Source organism: Amycolatopsis thailandensis, assembly GCF_002234405.1.
GTDB classification, from domain to species: Bacteria; Actinomycetota; Actinomycetes; order Mycobacteriales; family Pseudonocardiaceae; genus Amycolatopsis; species Amycolatopsis thailandensis.
Window position 1 is genome coordinate 11,311 of sequence record NZ_NMQT01000132.1, and the last position, 23,136, is coordinate 34,446.

The window sequence follows — 23,136 nt, forward strand, 5'->3', positions numbered from 1 at the left end:
TCCCTTCACCTCAGGTGCTGGCACCGAGTGTAATAGTCAAGGTTCCCTGTATGCGAACGACGGGACCAGCGTCCACAGTAGACACTGATCCCGCCGCTCATCGGAACATCACTTCTTGGTGATTTCCTTGTACTTCTTCTCGAGGTCTTCGAGGCCACCGATACCCAGGAACGCCTGCTCCGGGTAGTGGTCGAAGTCGCCCTTGGTGATGCGGTCGAAGGACTCGATGGTCTCCGACAGCGGCACGGTCGAGCCCGGGATCTGCGTGAACGCCTCGGCGACCAGCATGTTCTGCGACAGGAACCGCTCGATGCGGCGCGCGCGCTGAACGGTCAGCTTGTCCTCTTCCGACAGCTCGTCCATACCGAGGATCGCGATGATGTCCTGCAGTTCCTTGTACTTCTGCAGGATCCGGATGACCTCGGAGGCCACGCGGTAGTGGTCCTCACCGACGATGGCCGGGTCGAGAATGGTCGATGTCGACGCCAGCGGGTCCACCGCCGGGAAGATGCCCTTCTGGAACACGCCACGCGAAAGCTCCGTGGTGGCGTCCAGGTGGGCGAACGTCGTCGCCGGGGCCGGGTCGGTGTAGTCGTCCGCGGGGACGTAGATCGCCTGCATCGAGGTGATCGAACGACCACGGGTCGAGGTGATCCGCTCCTGGAGCTGACCCATCTCGTCGGCCAGCGTCGGCTGGTAACCCACGGCCGAAGGCATGCGGCCCAGCAGGGTCGACACCTCGGAACCGGCCTGGGTGAACCGGAAGATGTTGTCGATGAAGAGCAGCACGTCCTGGTTCTGCACATCGCGGAAGTACTCCGCCATGGTCAGCGCGGACAGCGCGACCCGCATACGGGTGCCCGGCGGCTCGTCCATCTGGCCGAAGACGAGGGCGGTGTCGTTGATGACGCCGTCCTCGGACATCTCCAGGAAGAGGTCGTTGCCCTCACGGGTGCGCTCGCCGACACCGGCGAACACCGAGGTACCACCGAAGTTCCGGGCGACACGGGTGATCATCTCCTTGATGAGCACCGTCTTGCCGACGCCGGCACCGCCGAACAGGCCGATCTTGCCACCCTCGACGTACGGGGTCAGCAGGTCGACGACCTTGAGGCCGGTCTCCAGCATCTTCGTCTTGCCTTCGAGCTGGTCGAAGGAAGGCGGGTTGCGGTGGATGCCCCAGCGCTCGAGGTCCTCGCCGTAGCCGGGCTCGTCGAGGCACTCGCCGAGCGCGTTGTAGACGTGGCCCTTGACCTTGTCGCCGACCGGCACCGTGATGGGGCCGCCGGTGTCGGTCACCTCGGCACCACGCACCAGGCCGTCCTGCGGCTGGAGCGAAATGGTGCGGACGAGGTTGTCACCGAGGTGGCTGGCGACCTCGAGGGTCACCGTCTTGCGCAGCTGCTCGAACTCGATTTCGACCTTAAGCGCGTTGAACTGGTCGGGAACGGCACCGCGCGGGAATTCGACGTCGACGACCGGGCCGGTCACCGAGACGATGCGCCCCTTGGCACGCGGGGTTTCAGTACTGGTCATCAGTCATCACTTCCTGCTGCGGTCAGCGCGTTCGCGCCACCGACGATTTCGGAGATCTCCTGGGTGATCTGCGCCTGGCGGGCCTGGTTCGCCTCCCGCGTCAGCGTGTTCACCAGCTCGTTCGCGTTGTCCGACGCCGCCTTCATCGCGGTACGGCGGGCAGCGAGTTCGGACGCGGCCGACTCGAGCATCGCCGCGAAGATCCGCGTGTTGATGTACTTCGGCAGCAGCGCGGAGAGCAGCTTTTCGGCACTGGGCTCGAACTCGTAGCTCGGGAGCAGGCTTTCGGGCTTCTCCTCGCCGTCCTCGGTGTACTCGACCTCGAGCGGCGCGACACGCTTGGCTGTCGGACGCTGGGTGAGCATCGAGACGAACTCGGTGTAGACGACGTGGATCTCGTCGACACCCAGGATGCCGTCGGCGTTGCCCGCCTCGTCGTCGGCGCCGTTCAGGAACGACTCGACGAGGAGTTCACCGGCGGCCGAGGCGTTGACGTAACCGGGCTGGTCGGAGAAACCCGTCCAGCCTTCGGTCACGTCGCGGCCGCGGAACCGGTAGTAGCTCAGGCCCTTGTTGCCGGTCACGTACAGCACCGGCTCCTTGCCCTGCTCGCGCAGCAGCGCGAGGAGCTCCTCGGTCGCCTTCAGCACGTTGGAGTTGTACCCACCGCACTGACCCTTGTCGCTGGTGATCACGAGGACCGCCGCGCGCTTCGGGTTGGCGCGCTCGACCAGCAGCGGGTGGTCGAGGTTGGCCGAGGCGCCGGCCAGGGCCGAGAGCACGTTCGTGATCTCGTCGGAGTAGGGCCGGGACGCCGCGACCTTCGCCCGCGCCTTGGTGATGCGCGCGGTCGCGATGAGCTCCATCGCCTTGGTGATCTTGCCGATGGACTTGGTCGCCTTGATACGCGACCGGAGTTCTCGGAGTTGTGCGGCCATGGACTACCAGCTCACTTCTTCGGCGCGGGCTTGTTGACCTTGACGGTCTCCTGCCCGACCTTCTCGGCGTCCATCGCGTCGGAGACCTCGACCAGGCTCTTGCCCTCGGAGGTGGTGAACTCCTTCTTGAACTCGTTCACCGCGTCGACCAGCCCGGAAGCGGTCTCCTTGGAGAACTTGCCCGACTCGCGGATGTCCTTGAGGAGCTCTCCGTGCTTGCGACGCGCGGAGTCGACGAACTCGTCGCGGAAGCGACGCACGTCCTCGGTCGGGACCGTGTCGAAGTGACCGTTCGTGCCGAGGTACACCGTGACGACCTGCTCCTCGACCGGGATCGGGGAGTACTGCGGCTGCTTGAGCACCTCGTACAGGCGGGCACCGCGCTCGAGCTGCGCCTTCGACGCGTCGTCGAGGTCCGAGGCGAAGGCCGCGAAGGCCTCCAGCTCGCGGTACTGCGACAGGTCGATACGGAGCGAACCCGAAACGTCCTTCATCGCCTTGACCTGCGCGGCACCACCCACGCGGGAAACCGAGATACCCACGTCGATGGCCGGGCGCTGACCGGCGTTGAACAGGTCCGACTGGAAGAAGCACTGACCGTCGGTGATCGAGATGACGTTGGTCGGGATGTAGGCCGACACGTCGTTCGCCTTGGTCTCGATGATCGGGAGACCGGTCAGCGAGCCCGCGCCCAGCTCGTCCGAGAGCTTGGCGCAACGCTCGAGGAGGCGGGAGTGCAAGTAGAAGACGTCGCCGGGGAAGGCTTCACGGCCCGGCGGGCGACGCAGCAGCAGCGAGATCGCGCGGTAGGCGTCGGCCTGCTTCGTCAGGTCGTCGAACACGATGAGGACGTGCTTGCCCTCGTACATCCAGTGCTGGCCGATGGCCGAGCCGGTGTACGGCGCGATCCACTTGAAGCCGGCGGAGTCCGACGCGGGGGCCGCGACGATGGTGGTGTACTCCATCGCGCCGGCGTCCTCGAGGGACTTCTTCACCGCGGCGATCGTGGAGCCCTTCTGGCCGACCGCGACGTAGATGCAGCGAACCTGCTTCTTCGGGTCGCCGGTCTCCCAGTTGGCCTTCTGGTTGATGATCGTGTCCACCGCGACGGCCGTCTTACCGGTCTTGCGGTCACCGATGATCAGCTGGCGCTGGCCGCGGCCGATCGGGGTCATCGCGTCGATCGCGGTGATACCGGTCTGGAGCGGCTCGGCCACCGGCTGGCGCTCGACCACCGAAGCGGCCTTGACCTCCAGCGGACGACGCTCGGTGGTCTCGATCTCGCCGAGGCCGTCGATCGGGGCGCCCAGCGGGTTCACGACGCGGCCGAGGTAGCCCTCGCCGACCGGAACCGACAGGACCTGGCCGGTCCGCTTGACCTGCTGGCCTTCGACGACGGTCTCGAAGTCACCGAGGATCGCGGCACCGATGGAGCGCGCGTCCAGGTTCAGCGCGACACCGAGGACCCCGCCGGGGAACTCGAGCAGCTCGTTGGCCATCGCCGAGGGAAGACCCTCGATGTGGGCGATACCGTCACCGGCGTCGACGACGACGCCGACCTCTTCCCGGCTCACGTCCGGGGCGTAACTCGAGACGTAGTTCTCGATCGCGCTACGGATCTCATCCGAGGAGATCGTCAGCTCCGCCATTTCAATCCCGCTCTCGCTTCGTTCGTGCCAGTGTGCAAAGTCGTTGTTAGGGGGTCAGCTAGCCAGCCGGCGACGCAGGGCGTCGATGCGCCCCGCGGTGCTGCCGTCGATGACCTCGTCGCCGACGCGGACCACGAGTCCGCCGCCGAGCTTGGGGTCGACCTCGACGTGCAGCGCGAGCTGCCGCCCGTAAAGGGCGTTGAGCTTCTCGCTCAGCCGAGCCTGCTGCTCGTCGGACAGCGCGCTCGCGCTGGTCACCTGGGCGACCGAGCGTTCACGGCGTTCCGCGGCCAGCTGGACCAGCCGCTCGAGGGCGTTCGCGACCCCGCGGCCCTTGGCGCGCAGGACGACCTGCTCGACGAGGGTCTCGGTGACCACGTCCACCTTGTCGGCGAACAGGTTGCGGACCAGTGTCCGCTTCGCCTCGGCGGGGGCGGCCAGGTCGGACAGTGCCCGTTCGAGCTCCGGGGCGCCCGCAACGATACGGGTGACCCGGAACAGCTGGTCTTCGACAGCGTCGATGTTCCCGGACTTCTCCGCACTGGTGAGCAGCGCCGAGCGGCCGAGGGCCTCGAGCCCGTCGGTCAGTTCGCGCGGGCTCGACCAGCGGCTGCCCGCCACGGTGTCGAGCACCTGCAGGGCCGGTTCGGAAACCTTGCCCGCGAGGATCCCGCGGGCGAGGCCGATCCGGGCTTCGGACGAGGACGAACCGTCGGCGACGGCCCGGCGCAGGCCGATCTCCCGGTCCAGCAGGGCGACGACCGAAAGCAGCTCGTCGCCGACCGTCGCCGGGTCAGTACCCGCGGCGGCCAGAACCTCGCCGAGACGATTCTCGGCGAGGTCGAGCGCTTCACGGCTCGCAGCATGCAGCGTCATTCTGGTCTACTTTCCCGCTCCGTTGGAGGCACCCGCGGTCTCCAGCTCGGCAAGGAACCGGTCCACGGTGCCGTGACGGCGCGCGTCGTCCGCGAGCGACTCGCCGACGATGCGGCTGGCCAGCTCGATGGAGTTACGGCCGAGTTCGGCGCGCAGCTCGGCGATGATCTGCGCCTTCTGGGCCTGCAGCTGAGCCTGGCCCTGGGCGACGATGCGCTGGGACTCGGACTCCGCCTCGGCCCGCAGCTCCGCCTTGATCTGCTCGGCTTCGAGCCGGGCGTCGTCGCGGATCTTCGCGGCCTCGGAACGGGCTTCCGCCAGCTGCGCCTTGTACTGCGCAAGGTTTTCTTCGGCTTCGGCCTGCGCCTTCTCGGCCCGCTCGATGCCACCCTCGATCAGCTTGGTCCGCTCCTCGTAGGTCGCCTCGAAACGCGGGACGACGTACTTCTTCAGAACGAACAGCAGCAGAAGGAAGGCGACGAAACCGAGGATGAGCTCGGGAATGTGCGGCACGATCGGGTTGGGCACCTCTTCGGAGGCCAACACCAATTCGGTCTTCAGCACAACGTCTCCTTAAGCGATGAGCGGAACTCAGCCCTAGGCGGAGGCGAGGAAGTAAATGACGATACCGATCAGCGCCAGAACCTCGGTCAGAACGAAGGTCGAGAAGGCGATGCTCTGCAGCTTGCCCTGGGCCTCCGGCTGACGGGCGGTGCCGTTGATGACGGCGGCGAAGATGAGACCCACACCGATACCGGGGCCGATCGCGCCGAGGCCGTAACCGATGGCGGCGAGACCCTTGTTGATGCTGACGGCCTCGGCAGCCTGCTGCGCAAGAACGATGTTGCTCACGTGCGTTTCCCTTCAAACTCGGTCCGCGCGACTCACGCGGATCGGGGGCTTTGGTGTTCTCTCAGTGCTCCGACGCCAGCGCGGCGCCGATGTAACCTGCGGACAGCAGTGCGAAAATGAATGCCTGCAGGACCTGGATGAATGCCTCCAGGAAGGTCATCGCGATGGCGAACAGGAACGCCACCGGCGACGCGACCTTCACGAGTCCTTCGCCCTCGGTCAGCAGGAAGCTGCCACCGAGTGTGAAGACCATGATGATGAGGTGACCGGCGAACATCGCGGCGAACACCCGGATGGCCAGCGTGGCCGGGGCGATGAAGAACTTCTGCGCGAACTCGATGGTCGAGTACAGCGGCAGCACGAATCCGGGAATGCCCGCCGGAGCCAGTTCCTTTTTCAGGTAACCCTTGAAGCCGTGGCGTTTGAACCCGACGTAGTGGTACACCGGGTAAACGACAAGGAACGCGAGAGCGACCGGGAAGCCGATTCGCGCCATGGTGGGGAACTGGAAGAACGGGATGATCCCGAAGAGGTTGTTCACCAGCACGAAGCTGAACAGCCCCAGGATCAGCGGGATGAACGGCTTGAAGTCGGCCGAGCCGATCTGCTCCCGCGCGATGTTGTTGCGGCCGAAGTTGTAAATCGACTCGGCGATGAACTGTCCCTTACCCGGGACGACCTTCAGCCGGCGCGAAGACACCATGAAGTAGGTGACGAGGATGATCAGGGAGATGACCACCAGCAGCATCGGCTTGGTGAAGCTCAACCAATAGCCGGAACCGAACAACGGCGGCAGGTTGAAGTCTTTGACACCGGGCGGCGCGAACTCCGCACCCTCGGCTAGTACCAGCGCGCCCACTGGGCTCCTTCCGGTTCTCCCGGCCGGCGTTCACTCCGCCGGGGGAATCGTCACGATCTGGACTTAACGTACCCGACACGTATCGGGCCGTCGGAGGCGGCCACCCCACGATGTGCTGAACACGGTTTCACGTTCCGCACACGAGGATTCTCGATGCAGTGCTCCCGGGAGACAGACGCCTACCAGCGGGTAACGAGGGACGATTCAACACCGTCGCCACACTGCTGTTCGGGGTTCGTCATCAGGAGCCGGCAGCCGAGGCCGCCGCCCATACGCGGACCATATCAGCAGGATCCGACGGGCCGTACAGGCGTACTACATTGCCCCTGATCGGCCGAGGACCTAGGTCCCGCCCCAGGTCAGGACCTGGGTCCCGAAATCAGCGGGAAGCGGGGATGATCGTCGGGATCTTGGTCTTGCGGAAGGCCGCGAACTCCACCGCGGCGGCCACGAGAATCGCGACGATCATGGTGACGCCCAAGGCCATCGGGTGGATCGAGTCCACGCCGCGAAGCACGCTCAGCGCCACGAAAAGGAGGACGAGCTTCAGCACGTAACCACCGAGAGCGATCACCATCACGAACATCGGGTCCATCCCCGCGCTGAAGCGCATGAGGCCCAGCGTCGCGACGGCGGAACCGAGGGCGAGCACGCCGCCGATGACCGAGCCGAGCAGCCCCGGCTGTCCTTTGAGGATGGTGAACACCACGATGCAGATCAGCACCGCCGGCGGAACCAGCTTCAGGGAGGCCTTCATCATCGCGTTGGCCGCTTGCAGAACCACCGCGGCGTGGGGGTTTTCCTCCGCCTCGACGGTCTTCTCGGTCTCGCTCACAGAAAACTCCCTGGTCGTCTCAGCCTGCCAGTGTAGGCGCGTGCGGATCGCGTCGTTCACGCAGTCTGAGTTCTGCCGTTCAGGCGGTCCGGTTCCGTGACCGCAGCCGCGGGATGACCGACACCAGAGTCGCCAGCAGGAAGCCGAATCCGACAATCCAGAAGACCGCGGCGTCGTCGAACAACGTCACCGACACGGCGCCGAACGCGAGCAGGCCCGCCCACAAGTAGATGAGCAGCACCGCGCGGCGCTGGGAGTGCCCGATCTCCAGCAGGCGGTGGTGCAGGTGCATCTTGTCCGCGGCGAACGGGCTCTCGCCGCGCCGGGTGCGGCGGACGACCGCCATGATCAGGTCCAGCAGCGGTACGAACAGCACCGCGGCCACCACGACGAGCGGCGAGAGCAGCGCGAGCGCGTCCTTGCCGCTGAACTGCGGATACGGCACGCGGCCCGAGGCGGACGTCGTCGCGCCCGCCAGCATGAGGCCGATCATCATCGAGCCCGAGTCGCCCATGAAGATCTTCGCGGGCTGGAAGTTGTAGGGCAGGAAGCCCAGACAGGCCCCGGCGAGCGTGGCGGCGATGAGGGCGGGCGGGTACGCGCCGACGTCACCACCGGACGAGTCGAGCAGGCCGAGGGAGAACGAGCAGGTCGCCGCGGCGGCGATGAACCCGAGACCGCCGGCGAGCCCGTCGAGGCCGTCGACGAAGTTCATCGCGTTGACCATGACGACCACCAGCACGACGGTCAGCAGCGCGCCCTGGTTCTTGTCCAGCACCAGCACCTGGCCGAAGGAGTCGCCACCGCCGCCCCACGGCACCCAGAACGACACCCACTGCACACCGAAGATCACCAGGATCCCGGCGCACATGACCTGGCCGGCCAGTTTGGTCCACGCGTCGAGCTCGAACCGGTCGTCGAGCGCGCCGATCAGGGAGATGACCCCCGCGGCGAGCAGGACGCCCAGCGAGTCGAAGGAGAAGTCGAAGCCGCGGCTGAGCGCGGGCAGCTGGTGCGCGAGCCCCATCGCGGCGGCGACGCCGAGGAAGATGCCGATGCCACCCATGCGCGGGATCGGGGTGACGTGGACGTCGCGCGCCCGCGGGTTGGCGATCGCGCCGATCCGGATGGCCACCCGGCGCACCACGCCGGTGAGCAGGAAGGTAACGGCCGCCGCGGTGAGGGCGACGAGGATGTACTCCCGGATCGGGAGACCTTGCGTGGGAGGCATGATCCGTTACGCCGCCGAGGTCCAAGTCACTCGAACACGCTACCGCGCTAGGGGGATACGGCGGCCGAGGGTCCTAGGCGAGTGACTCCGCGGGCACTCCCAGTACTTCCGCGACCGCGGCACGGCTGACCGCGCCCTCGCGCAGGACGACCGGGTCGTCGCCGGTGAGATCGACCATCGTGGACGGGACGGGCTCGCCGGACGACCCGCCGTCGAGGTACACCGCGACGCTGTCGCCGAGCTGGTCGACCGCTTCCTGCGCGGTGGTGGCGGGCGGACGGCCGGACACGTTCGCGCTGGAGACCGCCATCGGCCCGACGTCGCGCAGCAGTTCCAGCGCGACCGGGTGCAGCGGCATGCGCAGCATCACCGTCCCGCGTGACTGGCCGAGGTCCCACTGGAGGCTCGGGGCGTGCGGCAGGATGATCGAGAGGTCGCCGGGCCAGAAGGCCTCGATGAGCGCGCGGGCCTGCGGCGGCGTGCCGAGCACGAGCCCGTCCACAGTGGACCAGGAGCCGACCAGGACGCCCACCGGCATGTCCGGGCCGCGGTTCTTGGCCCGCAGGAGGGACTGGACGGCGCCGCCGTCGAAGGCGTCCGCGCCGATGCCGTAGACCGTGTCGGTCGGGAGGACCACGAGTCGGCTGGAGCGCACCGCGCTCGCCGCCGCGGCGAGCCCGTCGGCCCGGGATTCGTGCTTGCTGCAGTCGTACACCGCGCTCATGGCAGATGAGCGTAGTCCTGCCGGTTGGCAAGTCCGTGAAGGCCTCCTTGAGGGACCCACAGTCCCTCAAGGAGGCCTTCACGGACCGGTGCTCGGCGGCGATCAGCGCGGTGAAGGGGACTTTCCCCTCATCGGACGTGCGGAAAGTCCCCTTCACCTCGGGTCTTGCGGCCCTCTTGCGTGGCGGACTCCCCGGAGGTGTTGCGAAAGCCACGTTCGCAACGTTGAAGGTTGCGAACGTGGCTTTCACAACACCGAGGGCGACATGTGGGCGAGCGACGGAACGCGCCACGTTTGCCTTACCTCGCAATAACCCCGCTTACCACTCACGACCTTGGACCGGCTTGTCACCGGCGCTTGACCGCTTGCCTTCCGTGAAGGCCTCCTTCACTACCCTCAAGGTAGTGAAGGAGGCCTTCACGGACCTGGCCTCGCGGGCCGCCGTCAGAAGGCGAAAGCGGTGCAGAACGAAGTCGCCGTCTTGCCCGGATCGGCGATCGACGTCGCGGTCAGCTTGATCTGCGCGGCGTGGTCACCGCCCGCGGCCCGCTTGGCGTGCGCCGTCGCCACGGACCGCCCGCCGAACGGGACGGTGGACAGCTCGTTCGGCAGCCGGACCTCCCAGCCCTTGGCGGTGGTGGACGCGCTCAGGCGGTAGGTGTCGGTGTCGTACGGCGCCACCGACCCGTTCGCCTTGCCGGTGTTGAACACCGGGAACGAGCAGGTCGCGAGCCCCTGCTTGGCGAACGCCGGGACCGACGGCCACAGCGAAACGCCGCGGGCCTGCGAGCCCGCGCCGTCGAGCGAAGCCACCGTGACGACGTAGGACAGCACACCCTTGCGGTCCCGTTCGATGTCCGAGACCAGGAACTTCAGCCGGTTGGCCTCGTCGGTGTACTCGTACTTGCTCGCCGAACCGGTGCCCGCCTTGAACGCGGCGTCGTTGAGCTGGCGGTAGTCGCCGATCGGGATCGGCACCGCGGTGCCGTCCGGCTTCTTGTAGTCGGTCATGCCGATGTCGGCCGGGTGCGCGTCGACGATCCATTCGAACGGCGCGTTGTCCTGATTCTTCGTCTTCGCGATGATGACGCCGGAATCGGGGGCGAAGGAATCGCTGCCCATCCGGTCGACGACCTCGACGGTGTAATTGTCATAGCCGCCGCCGTCGCAGAACGGATCCTTGGACCGGTCGCATTTCGGCGAAAGGTCCCCGCCGGTGAGCGCGATGTTCATGCCGCTGTAGGCACCCTGTCCGGGAAGGACGGAACGCGCGGTGATCCGGGTCGAGACCGGGCCGGTCTTGGCGAGGGAGTTCCGGTCGAGCTTCAGCACGTCTTCGGGGTCGATGATGTCGAGCTTCATCTTGGTGCGCAGCATGTGATGCGACCCCATCGAGCCGCCCTGCGTCGCCGGGATCTGCCAGCGGGTGTGCGGTCCGCCGGGGCCGTTGAAGCTGCCGCGCGACATCATTTCCCACGGGCCCGTGTAGGTCCTGGACGGCGGGGTGCCGAACGGGTTGTTGTAATTGTCACCGATGCCGAGAATGTGGCTCAGTTCGTGCGCGTAGACCGCCTGCCCCGAGCTTTCCGCCTGGGTCGAGGAACCGGTGACCGCGTTCGGCCAGATGCTCGCCGCCGATTTCCACGACGTCCACGGGACATAGCGGGTGGACGCGGCGTTCGGCATTCCCGCGACGCCGGGGCCGAATTCGTCGGGCACGTTCGCCCGGTCGCCGAACTTCATCACGCCGAATTCCTGCCAGGTCGAGCTCTCGTCCTGACCGGCGGAAAGGTAGAAGACGAAGTCGAACTGCTTCGAGACGTCACCGACGTCCGCCCGCCAGGCGGCGCCCGCGTCGGCGCGCAGGTCGCGTTTGCAGTTCGCGCCCGGCGGACACGCGTCGGGCTGGAACTCCATGCCGTATTCGAAGGACTTGCCGGGCAGCCGGTACGGCCCGAAGGCGGTCAGTTCGACGCCCATCCGGCCCCCGGAGTCCTCCATCCAGTACTCGTTGATCGTGTGGCCGTTGTTCAGCGCCTGCGGTTTGTTCAGGAAGTCCTGGTAGAACTTCGCGACACCTGCGCGGGGGATGCCACTGGCGGCGGGGCCGGGGTTGCCGAACACGGTCGAGTGCGTGGGCTGTGTGACGGCGAATTCCTGGTCCGGGTAGTCCGCGAGCACCACGGCGCCCTTGAACGTCCGCTTGGTCGGCTTCAGCGCGGGATCGGCCCAGTTCGTGCCGGGCGGCTTGCGGTAGTCGTCCCACGTCATGTGGTCCTGGTTCTCCCAGGTCGACCCGTCGATCGGGGCGGGCCAGCCCTTGGCGGGAGCCGCGGCGGACGCGGGCTGGGCGACCAGACCCGGCAGCAGCGCGACGGCGGCGAGGACGGCGAGTGTTCTTAGTGGGGCTCGTCGGAGAGACGATCGCATCGGGGTACACCTCCCAGTCGGACCGCCGAGGAGGCGGCCGTGATCGACGTTAGGAGGCGGGCTTTGTCCTGGGCACCGCCGGAAGTCGTGAGTCTCGCTAACTACCGGCCGAACGCCCCGCGTTCAGTCCTCTGAATGCGGTAGTTCACACCGCGAATTACCGCATTCAGAGGACGAAACGCAGGGGGCTCAGGAGACCCGCAGGGCGGTGACGAAGCGCGCACGGCCCGCCAGGTCGAGGTGGCCCTGCACGTCGGTCAGCACCCGCCGCGCCCGCACCAGCGCCGGGACGGCGGAGCCGTGCGTGTCGTCGTGCTCGATCGCCATGCCGCCGGTGGGCCGCAGCAGCCGCGCGGCCGCGGCGATCGCGTGCCGGATCACCGCGAGCCCGCTCTCCTCCGCGAACACCGCCCGCGGCGGGTCGTGCTCGGCGACCTCCGTCGGCACCGGCGTCCCCTCCGGGACATACGGCGGGTTGCACAGGACCAGGTCGACGAGGCCGTCGAGTTCGGCGAACATCGTGCTGTCCGCGACGTCACCGGAGTACAGCCGGATGGGCGTGTCCCCCGCGTCGGCGTGGACGTCGGCGTTGTGCCGCGCCCAGGCGAGCGCCTGGGCGTCGATGTCGACGGCGTAGACGACGGCGTCCGGCCGCGCGTGCTGCACGGCGAGCGCCAGCGCGCCGGAGCCGGTGCACAGGTCGACCACCACCGGGTATTCGCGCCCGTGCAGCAGCTTGAGGCCCCATTCCAGGAGCAGCTCGGTCTCCGGCCGTGGGACGAACACCCCGGCGCCGACGTTGACCGTGATGTCGCCGAGCGCGGCCCAGCCGGTGAGGTACTGCAGCGGGATCCGTTTGGCCCGCTGGTTCACGAGCTGGCCGATCGCGTCGATGACGGGCGGGTCCACCAGCGGCACCATCGGCAGGCGGCCACGATCGACGCCGAGGACATGGGAGGCGATCAGTTCCGCGTCCGAGCGCGGTGACGCCACACCGGCCTCGGTGAGGATGCGGGTCGCTTCCATGATGGCGAGGCGCAACGGCTGCCGGTTCACTGGTGTTCCTTCACAGAGTCAAGCCTGACACACGAGGCACGCGTGCCGGGGTCGATACACGCGGGCTCAGGGTATCGATTCCTTTCAGCGCACCCGCCACGAGAGCGAGGACAGCGTCAGCGCCGCTTCGGCCACCCGCCGCGCGAGGTCGGTCTGGAGGCTCTTCGTCGCCGAGGCGATCCACTCGTCCACATTCCGTACGCCGACGTCGCGATACTCGACGGCCTGAAGCAGCATCTCCAGCTTGTCCGCGTCACGCGCGTAAAGCGCCTCCGGGCTCTCGGCTGTTTCGTACTCGTCGACGGCGCCGCGGACCGAGTCACGCGCGGCGGCGGGCAGCGCCGACGTCTGCGCGGCGGTGATCGCCCGGGGATCCGGCTTCTCGACGAACCCCTTGATCGTGTGCGGGAGGTCGCCGGTCCGCGTCTCCTGCGTGTCGTGCCAGAGCGCGAGGTACGCCGCCCGCGCCGGATCGGCGCCGCCTTCGGCCGCCAGCAGTCCCGCCAGCTGCGCGACCCGCGTGGTGTGCTCGGCGACCGATTCGGGATCGCGGACCCCGGCCTGCCACCACCCGGCCCGCCGGATCCGCTTGAGCACACCCAGTTCGAATCCGAATCCGGCCAGGGCTTCCACAGTTCTCCCAAGTGTCGGCGGCGCGTTACCCGGCCAGTGTCCCGCGCCCCCGCCGGAGCGTGCCGGCCGGTGTTCTAGAATTCCCCGGCTGGATCAGGCGGTACGGGGTCCGCCCAATTCGGCCTCCATTCCCCTTTGTTTTCGGGCACCCGCTCGGACTGGGCCAAGCCCTGCGAGGAAGTCGTTCATGACCGAAACGATCACGGCGAGCGCCACCGAGGAGCGAGCCGTCGACACCGAACGCGGAACCGGTCGCGAACGCGTGCGCCGCTGGCTGACCGGTGACTTCGGCAAGGTCCTCCTGGTCGTCCTGGCCTGGAACATCGCGCTGACCGCGGTGGCGTGGCTGTTCGGTCCGTCCACTCCGGCGAGCGAAGGCATCCCCAAGACCGGCATCGGTTCGACGCTGAGCCTGCTCTCCCACACCTACCGCTGGGACGCGGGCAACTACGGCGAGATCGCCGAACACGCGTACACCGGCAGTTATGTCCCGTTACGCGCGTTTTACCCGGTTTTCCCGATCTTCGCGTGGCTGGTCAAAACCCTCAGTTTCGGCACGCTCGGCCTGCTCGCCGCCGGATTCCTCGTCAACCTGATCGCCACCTGGCTGGCGGGCGTGGCCCTGCTCAAGATCTCCCGCTTCTTCCTCGGCACGCCTCGCTCGCACTGGCTGGTCGTCGGCGCTTTCCTCACCGCGCCCGCCGCGTTCTTCCTGCACTCGTTCTACAGCGAAGCGGTGTTCTGCGCGCTCGGCTTCTGGGCCTACTTGTTCGCCTTGAAACGGCAATGGCTGTGGATGGGTCTTTGCCTGATCCCGCTCACCGCGTCGCGGATCACCGCCGCGGTGTTCGTCGGCCTGTGCTTCCTCGAATTCTGGCGATCCGCGGGCTGGAAGCCACGCGGCCTGCTGTCGTGGCGCGTCCTGTGGTTCCCCTTCGCCTACGTCGGCCTCGGCGTGCACATGCTCTACATGAAGCTCGAGACCGGCAGCGCGACGGCGAGCTTCACCGCGCTCAAGGGCGTGAGCACCTGGGCGTACCACCAGTTCAACCCGAACATCGCCGGCACGACGCTCACGGAACTCAAGATCACCGTCAGCGCGCTGATCGGCAACCGGCCGCTGGACGCGTGGACGCTGATGAGTCACGTCCTGCCCACGATCGGCCTGGTCCTGCTCTTGGTCGCTTCGGTCTACTTCTTCGTCGCGCTGAAGGCGGACGGCCTGCCGCTGGCGCTGTTCGGGATCGCCTCCTTCGTGATGCTGACGATCAACAACAACGTCGTCTCGGTGCACCGGTACCTGCTCCCGTGCCTGGTCATGTACCTCGCGCTGGTGCTGCTGGCCGAACGGCGGCCGAACCTGCGCGGCGTGGCGTACGCGACGATGTACCTCAACTCGCTGATCTGCGGCGCGATCTTCCTCCGTTTCGTCGCCGGCCACTGGGCGGGCTGACCACCCGGAAGAAGGACATTCCGCCGATCTCTTAGAATCAGCTCGCCCTGGCCGTGAATCCATTCACCGCCTGATCCAGAAAACCGCTACGGGGGTAATCCGGTGCCCGCGGATCACGACAGACGTCGAATCGCGTTCATCTTCCCGATCTTCAACGAGGAAGAGAACATCGAACTCCTCCACCGCACGGTGGACGAGGTGATCGAGCCGCTCGCCGGCAAGTACGACTTCAGCTTCCTCTACATCGACGACGGCAGCCGCGATCACTCGATGGACATCCTCACCGCGCTGAGCCGGCGCGACGACCGGGTCACCGTGATCGAGCTCTCCCGCAACTTCGGCCACCAGATGGCGGTCACGGCGGGGCTCGACCTGGTGGAAGCGGACGCCGCGATCATCATGGACAGCGATATGCAGGACCCGCCGCGGGTGGCGCTGGAACTGATCGAGAAGTGGGAAGAAGGCTTCGACGTCGTCTACGCGCAGCGCCGCTCGCGCCAGGACTCGGCGTTCAAGCGGTTCACCGCCGGCGCCTTCTACTGGTTCCTCCGGAAGATGGCTTCGGTCGACATCCCCCGGAACACCGGCGACTTCCGGCTGATCGACCGCAAGGTCGTCGACGAGCTGCGGAAGTACCGCGAACAGGACCGGTTCCTGCGCGGACTGGTCAGCTACATCGGGTTCAAGCAGACCGCCGTCCTGTTCGACCGCGACAAGCGGCACGCGGGCGTGACCGGCTACCCCCTGCGGAAGATGCTCCGTTTCGCCGCGGACGGGATCCTCGGCTTCTCCGTCGCGCCGCTGCGGATGATCACCCGGCTCGGTTACCTGATCTCGCTGCTCAGCTTCCTGGGCATCCTTTACGTGGTCGGCGTCAAACTGCTCGCGCCGTCCACCGCCGTACCGGGCTGGGCGTTCATCACCGCCGCCATGTTCTTCCTGGGCGGTATCCAGATCATCATGCTCGGGGTGCTCGGCAGCTACATCGGCCGGACGTACTCGCAGGTGCAGAACCGCCCGCTCTACGGCGTCGCGTCGGTCCGCACCAGGGCCGAATCCTCCGTCGAAGAGCGAAGCGCCGCACGGTGAAGCCGATCAACGGCACTCAGGTGCGCTTCGCCGTCGTCGGGGTGCTCAACACCGCTGTCGACGCCGTCGGCTACGCCCTGCTGGCGACGCTCGGCGTCCCGATGTTCGTCGCGAACTTCATCTCGACGACGGCGGGCATGCTCCTGAGCTTCACGCTGAACCGGAACTTCACCTTCCGGGCGAAGGACGGCGACATCCGTCGTCAGGCCGTCCTTTTCTTCGCCATCACCGCGTTCGGCCTGTGGGTCGTGCAGGCCGCGGTGATCTTCGCGATCAGCAAGCTCTTCCCCGGGATCAACCTCCTCATCCCGAAGTTCGGCGCGATCGCGGTCGGCATGGTGTGGAACTACGTGATGTACAAGAAGGTGGTCTTCCGGCACGGGCAGCCCGAACCCGCCGCCGTGGTCCAGCCGGGGTCCCAGGCAGGCTGACCCACCCCCCTCTCCGCAGGGGTCGCGGAGGGCGCGGGCCGCGCACTCTTCAGCGTCTTCTATGGTGGCCCGGATGAGGTTCCGGGAGATCCGGCTGGCGTCGGGTGTGTTTTTCGCAGCGCTCGGGGTGCTTCTCGTCCGTTTCCTCATTCCGAGGCCGATCGGCATGGCCGACAACGGCGACGGCTGGCGCATCCTGTGCCGTCTCGGCGCCCGCGAGGTCGACAGGCCTTCCGAGCACTTCGTCCGCTTCTCCTACGGCCCCGCCCCCGTCTGCGACAGCGAGTACATCTCCAGCCAGAGCTGGATCGACGAGATCGCCGGCGGGGCCGGGCGGCTGCTCGACCTGCCGGGGACCCTGAACCTGCTGGTCCTGGGCGTACTGGGCTGCTTGCTGGTCGCGGGCGGGATCGCCGCGATCGTGGCGGGCCTGCGCCTTTCGGTCCGGAACAGCGTCATCGCCACGGCAGCGCTGCTGCTGATCGCGGCGGACTCCGCGTTCTTCGGGTACTTCGCCTCGGTGCTGAGCGAGGGCGCCGCCTTCGTCGGGATGCTGCTGCTCGCCGGTGGGCTCCTGCTGATGCACCGCACCGGGCCGTGGCGCTACGCCGGGGCCGCGATCACCGTGCTCGGCGCGATGATCGGGATCAACGCGAAGTCGCAGACGCTCCTGCTGATCCCGCTCTTCGCGCTCGCGCTGCTGTTCGTCCGCCCGGCGGGCAGCCGGGGTCCGGCACGATGGGCTCTGCCGCTGGCCGTTCTCGCCATCGTCGGCACGGCGACCGTGGCGACACAGGGGGCGGGCGACTCGGCCAACGCGGAGTATCGCGAGGCCAACATGTACCACGTCGTGTTCAACGGGATCGTGGACGGGAAACACGACACCGACGGCGACCTCGCCGCGCTGGGCCTCCCGCCCGGGTTCGCGAAGTACGTCGGCACCGAATGGTGGAGCGCGAACGTGGCTTGGCGTGACCCCGAGTACCCCCGGTACCGCGACAAGATCAGCCGGGGCAACGTCGCCCGGTACTACCTCGACCACCCGGGGCGGGTGGTCGAGATGCTGCACCGGTCCGCGAAGGAGACGCTGACGGCGCGGGTGCCGAACCTCGGCAGCTTCGGCGAGCACGCCGGACAGCCGCCACTCGCCAAGGAGTACCGGGTTCCCATCCTGTCCGGGGTCACCGGCTGGATCGCCCCGCTGGGGCTGTTCGCCCTGGTGCCGATCTGGCTGCTCATCGGCTGGGCCGGGCTCCGCGCGTTCCGGAACCGCACCGGCCGCCGCGACGTCGGCGTCGTGGCGCTCATGTTCCTGCTCTTCGCGATGGGCCAGTTCCTGGTCTCCGGTCTCGCCGAAGGCATCGAGAACGTCAAGCATCAGCAGCTGACGATCTACCCGACCCTGCTCGCCGCCGCCCTCGCGGCGCTCTCCTTCCTGCCGCGGCGCGCGGAAGAGCCGCCGTCCGCCGTCGAACGCGAGCCCGAGACCGCATCCGTCACCGGCTGATCGTCAGCGTGCCGGCGCCCAGAATCCCGCGAAGCTGCCGCAAGCGACCCTGGCTCCGCCGAGCGTGTCCTTGATCCGGCCTTCCACGCTGCTCAGCCCGATGGTCGGCGCGTCCGCGGTGACGGCGCGGGGCACCGGTTCACCCTCGCTCAGCGAAACGGGATCGACCGTCTGGAAGAGGACCAGGTAGTCCCCTTCCCGGTCAAGACGTTCCGCCGCCTCGACCATCCTTTCCGGACTGTCACCGGTCATTTCGATCGGGATCGCCCAGTCCATCGGGAAGGGATTCCGGACCCCGAAAATCGGTGCCACGAAGGAATTGTGCGGCAGCACCGCCACCCTCGACGCCGGGTAGTGATCCAGGCAGCCGCGGAGCTGGGCGACATAGGCGTGAACACTGGGATTCGTGCGGACGCCGCGCATCGAGGGCGCGACGTCCCCCAGGTCCTGCGTCAGTTCGCCCTGCGGCCTGTCCGCGTACGGCGCCTTGTCGTGCGCGGACATCAGCAGGAGGCCGGCGAGCACGAACGCGGTCGCGCCGAGCGCACCACCCGCGAGCTTGGGCACCCGCGGCAGATCCGGCGGCACCACGGCTTCCAGCACTCCCAGCGCGAGGATCCCGGTGAGCAGGCCCGGAAGCGGATAACCCCAGGACAGGCTGGCCATCCAGCCGAGGGCGGCGACCGACAGGTACTGCCAGGGCAACCGTTTTCGGACGACGGCGTCGAGCAGCGCGACGGCCACGAAGAGCCACAGCAGCGTGATCGGCCAGCTGCCGACGTGCTCGAACCCGCCGTCGGCGACGACGAACACCACCACGGCCCCGACGCACAAGCCCATCACGACCCGCAGCCATCGCCCCGGCTCGCCGAGTCGTTCACGGAAGGACCACGCCACGGCGATCACCGCCACCGCGAGCAGCACCGGAAGGATGTACGTCCTCGGATCGGCCTGGCCCTTGAAGTCCGTCTCCCAGAACCGGATGAGACTCTTCCCCCAGGTCTGGGTGCCACCGGTGAGCTGCTCGATCGCCGACGGGAGCCCGCCCGCGACGGTGACCGTGCCGAAGTACAGCAACGGCGCCGCGCCGAGCACGAGGACGTCACCGAGCAGGCGCGGCCACTTCTTCGGCGGCGCGGCGGGGTGGAACAGCAGGATCAGCAGACCGATCGGCGCGGCGAACACGAAGCTCTGCTTGACGATGATCGCGAACCCGAGGCAGAACAGGCCGAGCAGGCGCCGCCACCGCGAACCGGAACGCAACCCGCTGTCGAGCGCCCACCAGCCGATCGCGACCAGGAAGACACCGTCGACGGTGTGCCAGGCCATCAGCGGATAGGTGTTCAGGCAGACCAGCGCGGCGGCGAAAACCAGTCCGAGCCGCAGCGGACCCCAGTCCAGCGGCGAAGTCCCGGTCAGGAACGCGGCGAGCGCGAACGTGGCGACGATCAGCTGCACCATCATCACGAAACTCGAGCCGATCATCAGCGGCGCGGGGACGAGATGGTCGATCAGGTGCAGGTACGCCGAACCGAACGGCCTCGGCCCGAGGAAATCGACGTGCGGGATCTCGCCGTGCAGGACGCGCCACACCTGCGCGAGCACGAATCCCTGGTCGGTCGGATTGAAGCCGAACCGGCCGATCCTGGCGACGACGGCCGCGCTCAGCAGGAGTGTTCCCGCCGCGAGCAAGAAGGCCCGCGGAGCGCGTTTCCGGGTCGCCGGAATCGGTCTTTCCTCGATGGTCAGGTCGTCTGCGTGCACCACGAAATGTGTTCCCCCATGCGAATTTCCCTTACTCTCCAAAACCGTAGCGGAGACAGGGAATGAAGGACAGGCCGGGCCGGAAGCCCGTCGGCACCGCCCGTACGCTGTGTACACCTGTCAGTCACGAAGGGGCCACTCGAAGCAGTCATGGATCTCCGGGAAACAGAAGTCGTCACGCGGATATCCGCGAATATCGAAACCGAGGATTTCGCCGCGGCCGCCGCGCTGGGGGAACGTTTCATCGGCGACTTCGAGGCCACCGAATTCGAGATCTGCCGGGCCGACCCCGAAGGCGGCTGGAAGGGTTACCTGGTCTCCGTCGGCTATCGCACCCCTCCGGCGGACGACGAAGAGCTCACCGAAACGCTGCACCGAGCCGCGTTACCCGCGCTTTTCCACTTCGGTCTGAATGCGGAATTCTTCGAGATCCACGGCACGCCGGAGACCGGCCAGTACGGAAGTTACGAGGCCTACGACACCCCGGCGGAAGGATTCACCCTTTATTCACTGATGGCCGCCGTCGGCGGCACCGATCCCCGGGAGCCCGCGTACGTCACCAGGCACGATTTCACCCCGCGCGCGGAAACGGATGTCATTTCGCGAGTGCATCTTTACGTCCCCACCGGGGATCTGCGGCTGGCCGTTGGCCTGTGCGGCCGTCCCGCGACCGACCTTTCGGCGTCGCTGGTCCGGATCAGCACGGACGCGGGCCCCTGCGAAGCGGTCCTGCTTTCGGCGTTTCCGGCTCTCGACGGGGAAAGCGGCGAAGAGGCGCTGAGCCGGGTCACGAACGAGATCACCGAGAGGCTTTCCCGGGTGAGCATGTCGGTGCGGGCCATCCACACCGGACTGGACGACGACCCGTTCTACACCGAACCCGGCTAGCGGGCTCGGCGCGGAACGGCCGTCAGCCGGCGTGGGCGGCGAGCCGCTCTTCGCGGTCCGCGGTGATGAGCGCGTTCAGCACGCCGTCGAGGTCGCCGTCGAGGACCTGGTCCAGGTTGTAGGCCTTGTAGTTCACCCGGTGGTCGGCGATGCGGTTCTCGGCGAAGTTGTAGGTGCGGACCCGCTCGGAGCGGTCGACGGTGCGAACCTGTGAGCGGCGCGCGTCCGACGCCTTCGCGGCGGCCTCCTCCTCGGCGATCGCCTGGAGACGGGCCTGGAGCACCTGCAAAGCGCGGGCACGGTTCTGGATCTGCGACTTCTCGTTCTGACACGAGACGACCACCCCGGTCGGCAAGTGCGTGATGCGCACGGCCGAGTCGGTCGTGTTCACGCTCTGGCCACCGGGGCCGGACGAGCGGTAGACGTCGATGCGCAGGTCGTTCGGGTCGATCTCGACCTCGACGTCCTCGGGTTCGGGGTAGATGAGCACCCCGGACGCGGAGGTGTGGATGCGGCCCTGCGACTCGGTGGCGGGCACGCGCTGCACGCGGTGCACCCCGCCCTCGAACTTCAGCCGCGCCCAGACGCCGTCGACGTCGGCCGAACGGCTCTTGATGGAGACGGTGACGTCCTTGAAGCCACCGAGGTCCGAGTCGACGGAGTCGAGGACCTCGGCCTTCCAGCCGTGACGCTCGGCATAGCGCAGGTACATGCGCAGCAGGTCGCCGGCGAACAGCGCCGACTCCTCGCCGCCTTCACCCGATTTGATCTCCATGACCACGTCGGAGCCGTCGTACGGGTCGCGCGGCAGGAGCAGTTCGGTGAGCTTGGCCTCGAGCACGGGGATCTTGGCGGAGATCTCCTCCGCCTCGGCCGCGAAGGCCGCGTCTTCCGCCGCCAGTTCCTTCGCCGTCTCGAGGTCGTCTCGGGCGGTGTCGAGCTCCCGGACCGTCTTGACGACCGGGCTCAGCTCCGCGTAGCGACGGCCGAGCTTACGAGCGCGCGCCTGGTCGGCGTGCACGGACGGGTCGGCCAGCTGCTCTTCCAGCTGGGCGTGCTCTTCGAGCAGACCCTTGAGCGAACTCGAATCCACCACTCCACCTTTCGAGGGCCCGGGAAAACCAAGGCTGCGACACAACGAAAACGGCGCCTACCCGGACATGCGGGTAGGCGCCGTCGTTCAAGCTACTTGGCGTCTTCGGCCTTCTTGCGCTTGCCGTAGCGAGCCTCGAAGCGCGCGACGCGGCCGCCGGTGTCCATGAGCTTCTGCTTGCCGGTGTAGAACGGGTGGCAGTTCGAGCAGATCTCGACGTGGAGGTTGCCGGAGGTCTTGGTGCTGCGCGTGGTGAATTCGTTGCCACAGTCACAGTTGACGTGCGTGACGACGTACTCGGGATGAATACCGCTCTTCATGGTGTCCTCTCTCGTTGGCCCCGGGTCCCCGTTCGGGGTGAACCGGTGCCGGACTTCAGCGGATGATTTTGCCAGATGTGCTGGCAGTGGCGTCAACGCACCCCTCCCCCGGCATATTCCAGCACGTTGAGTCATCAACTATCGACGCCCGGTTGTACGAAATTTGTACTTGATCACGAGACCGTCTCCCCTGTTGGTAATTCCTCAACAGGAGGTACTGATCATGCGCACCATCCTGGCCAAGGTGGCGAAGCCGGCGTCCGTCGCCGCGCTGGCCATCGCGGCCCTCGCCGTGGCTCCGGTCGCCGGGGCCGCTCCGGCCGCCCCCGAAGCGGGCGCCACCATCACCGCCGCCGACATCAACCCGGCCGCGGGAACGTTCACCACCGTGCCCGAAGGCGACCTGAGCATCCAGGGCGCCGCTGACGGCACTCCCGCCGGCGCCGTCCAGTGGTTCAAGAACAAGGCGGGCTCCACCGCGTACCAGGGCCTCTGCGAAAAGGCCGTCGAGAACGCGTACGGCACCACCGGCGTCTGGGCCTCGGCCAACGCGCACTGGAACGGCGCGAGCCCGAAGCACACGACCGGGACCCCGCCGAAGGGCTCCTTCGTGTACTGGAACATCAGCCAGTGGGGCCACGTGGGCATCGCCGACGGCTCCGGCGGGATCTACGCCTCCAGCATCGGCGGCAAGATCGGCCACGCTTCGAGCGTGAACTACTTCAACAACTACCGCGGCTGGACCCCCGCGGCTGTTCCGCACCGCTGATCCCAGGTCCCGGGGGTGGGCGACGGCGGGGAGCCGTCGCGTGAAGGCCCCCTTCCCTTCGCCATGGTTCTTTGAGTGACCGGCCGGGGGAAGGGGGCCTTCACGCGCTTCCGGGCTTGGACGGGTGCGCGAGTCGGACCGGAGCGGAGGTTGTGAAAGCCACTTTCGCAACGTTCAGCGTTGCGAAAGTGGCTTTAGATCGG

The 23,136-nt window shown here is 67.5% G+C and carries 22 protein-coding genes; 6 read left to right on the forward strand and 16 right to left on the reverse strand.

All coding sequences use genetic code 11. The features are described 5' to 3' along the window. Positions 1–108 precede the first annotated feature (108 nt). The 13 genes from atpD to CFP71_RS34330 all read right to left on the reverse strand — a co-directional run bounded on the left by atpD (position 109) and on the right by CFP71_RS34330 (position 13,619). On the reverse strand, positions 109–1,536 hold the full coding sequence (gene atpD, locus CFP71_RS34270; protein ID WP_093938092.1) for a F0F1 ATP synthase subunit beta: 1,428 nt from the start codon (positions 1,534–1,536) through the stop codon (positions 109–111). Then, positions 1,536–2,474 (reverse strand): F0F1 ATP synthase subunit gamma, encoded by a 939-nt coding sequence (locus CFP71_RS34275; protein ID WP_093938093.1) that lies wholly within the window; start codon positions 2,472–2,474, stop codon positions 1,536–1,538. Before CFP71_RS34275 ends, atpD begins: the two co-directional genes overlap by 1 nt. Before the next feature lie 11 nt (positions 2,475–2,485). Then, positions 2,486–4,123: a F0F1 ATP synthase subunit alpha gene (gene atpA / locus CFP71_RS34280; RefSeq protein ID WP_093938094.1), complete on the reverse strand. Its 1,638-nt coding sequence runs from the start codon at positions 4,121–4,123 to the stop codon at positions 2,486–2,488. A 54-nt stretch (positions 4,124–4,177) separates the two neighbouring features. Continuing rightward, positions 4,178–4,999 (reverse strand): F0F1 ATP synthase subunit delta, encoded by an 822-nt coding sequence (locus CFP71_RS34285; RefSeq protein ID WP_093938095.1) that lies wholly within the window; start codon positions 4,997–4,999, stop codon positions 4,178–4,180. A gap of 6 nt (positions 5,000–5,005) precedes the next feature. Beyond that, on the reverse strand, positions 5,006–5,563 hold the full coding sequence (locus CFP71_RS34290; protein WP_093938096.1) for a F0F1 ATP synthase subunit B: 558 nt from the start codon (positions 5,561–5,563) through the stop codon (positions 5,006–5,008). A 33-nt stretch (positions 5,564–5,596) separates the two neighbouring features. Then, positions 5,597–5,851, reverse strand: coding sequence for an ATP synthase subunit c family protein (locus CFP71_RS34295; protein ID WP_005150354.1), 255 nt, complete (start codon positions 5,849–5,851; stop codon positions 5,597–5,599). Positions 5,852–5,912: 61 nt separating this feature from the next. Further along, positions 5,913–6,710 (reverse strand): F0F1 ATP synthase subunit A, encoded by a 798-nt coding sequence (atpB, locus tag CFP71_RS34300; RefSeq protein ID WP_093938097.1) that lies wholly within the window; start codon positions 6,708–6,710, stop codon positions 5,913–5,915. Between the two features lie 379 nt (positions 6,711–7,089). Further along, entirely contained in the window at positions 7,090–7,545 is a 456-nt protein-coding gene (locus CFP71_RS34305; RefSeq protein WP_093938098.1) for a Cg1360 family ATP-synthase-associated protein, read from the reverse strand. Between the two features lie 79 nt (positions 7,546–7,624). Continuing rightward, positions 7,625–8,776 (reverse strand): glycosyltransferase family 4 protein, encoded by a 1,152-nt coding sequence (locus tag CFP71_RS34310; RefSeq protein ID WP_093938099.1) that lies wholly within the window; start codon positions 8,774–8,776, stop codon positions 7,625–7,627. A gap of 73 nt (positions 8,777–8,849) precedes the next feature. Continuing rightward, entirely contained in the window at positions 8,850–9,500 is a 651-nt protein-coding gene (locus CFP71_RS34315; protein WP_039915173.1) for an L-threonylcarbamoyladenylate synthase, read from the reverse strand. A 444-nt stretch (positions 9,501–9,944) separates the two neighbouring features. After that, positions 9,945–11,930, reverse strand: coding sequence for a M6 family metalloprotease domain-containing protein (locus CFP71_RS34320; RefSeq protein ID WP_093938100.1), 1,986 nt, complete (start codon positions 11,928–11,930; stop codon positions 9,945–9,947). A 189-nt stretch (positions 11,931–12,119) separates the two neighbouring features. Continuing rightward, positions 12,120–12,986: a peptide chain release factor N(5)-glutamine methyltransferase gene (prmC, locus tag CFP71_RS34325; protein WP_093938101.1), complete on the reverse strand. Its 867-nt coding sequence runs from the start codon at positions 12,984–12,986 to the stop codon at positions 12,120–12,122. Between the two features lie 84 nt (positions 12,987–13,070). After that, positions 13,071–13,619, reverse strand: a complete 549-nt coding sequence (locus tag CFP71_RS34330) for an HD domain-containing protein (RefSeq protein ID WP_093938102.1) — start codon at positions 13,617–13,619, stop codon at positions 13,071–13,073. Positions 13,620–13,806: 187 nt separating this feature from the next. Between CFP71_RS34330 and CFP71_RS34335 the strand changes: the two genes are divergently transcribed. From CFP71_RS34335 to wsfD, 4 genes are all read left to right on the forward strand, one after another. Beyond that, positions 13,807–15,072 carry a glycosyltransferase family protein gene (locus tag CFP71_RS34335; protein WP_093938103.1) on the forward strand — a complete coding sequence of 422 codons (1,266 nt, stop codon included), beginning with the start codon at positions 13,807–13,809 and terminating at the stop codon, positions 15,070–15,072. A gap of 102 nt (positions 15,073–15,174) precedes the next feature. Beyond that, positions 15,175–16,161: a glycosyltransferase family 2 protein gene (locus CFP71_RS34340; RefSeq protein ID WP_093938104.1), complete on the forward strand. Its 987-nt coding sequence runs from the start codon at positions 15,175–15,177 to the stop codon at positions 16,159–16,161. After that, positions 16,158–16,592 (forward strand): GtrA family protein, encoded by a 435-nt coding sequence (locus tag CFP71_RS34345; RefSeq protein WP_093938105.1) that lies wholly within the window; start codon positions 16,158–16,160, stop codon positions 16,590–16,592. Before CFP71_RS34340 ends, CFP71_RS34345 begins: the two co-directional genes overlap by 4 nt. A gap of 73 nt (positions 16,593–16,665) precedes the next feature. Beyond that, on the forward strand, positions 16,666–18,099 hold the full coding sequence (gene wsfD, locus CFP71_RS34350; protein WP_093938111.1) for a glycan biosynthesis hexose transferase WsfD: 1,434 nt from the start codon (positions 16,666–16,668) through the stop codon (positions 18,097–18,099). 3 nt (positions 18,100–18,102) lie between these two features. On the opposite strand, the gene CFP71_RS34355 is transcribed toward wsfD, so the two are convergent. Continuing rightward, positions 18,103–19,866, reverse strand: coding sequence for a hypothetical protein (locus CFP71_RS34355; protein ID WP_093938106.1), 1,764 nt, complete (start codon positions 19,864–19,866; stop codon positions 18,103–18,105). A gap of 147 nt (positions 19,867–20,013) precedes the next feature. On the opposite strand from CFP71_RS34355, the gene CFP71_RS34360 reads away from it, so the two are divergent. Then, positions 20,014–20,751 (forward strand): hypothetical protein, encoded by a 738-nt coding sequence (locus CFP71_RS34360; protein ID WP_093938107.1) that lies wholly within the window; start codon positions 20,014–20,016, stop codon positions 20,749–20,751. Positions 20,752–20,773: 22 nt separating this feature from the next. Here the strand turns inward: CFP71_RS34360 and prfA are convergent, their stop codons facing one another. Further along, positions 20,774–21,844, reverse strand: a complete 1,071-nt coding sequence (gene prfA / locus CFP71_RS34365) for a peptide chain release factor 1 (protein WP_093938112.1) — start codon at positions 21,842–21,844, stop codon at positions 20,774–20,776. 92 nt (positions 21,845–21,936) lie between these two features. Next, complete coding sequence (gene rpmE / locus CFP71_RS34370) at positions 21,937–22,164, reverse strand: 50S ribosomal protein L31 (RefSeq protein ID WP_007028345.1); 228 nt, start codon at positions 22,162–22,164, stop codon at positions 21,937–21,939. A 223-nt stretch (positions 22,165–22,387) separates the two neighbouring features. Between rpmE and CFP71_RS34375 the strand changes: the two genes are divergently transcribed. Continuing rightward, a complete protein-coding gene (locus CFP71_RS34375) occupies positions 22,388–22,933 on the forward strand; it encodes a CHAP domain-containing protein (RefSeq protein ID WP_093938108.1) in 546 nt (181 codons plus the stop codon). Positions 22,934–23,136 lie beyond the last annotated feature (203 nt).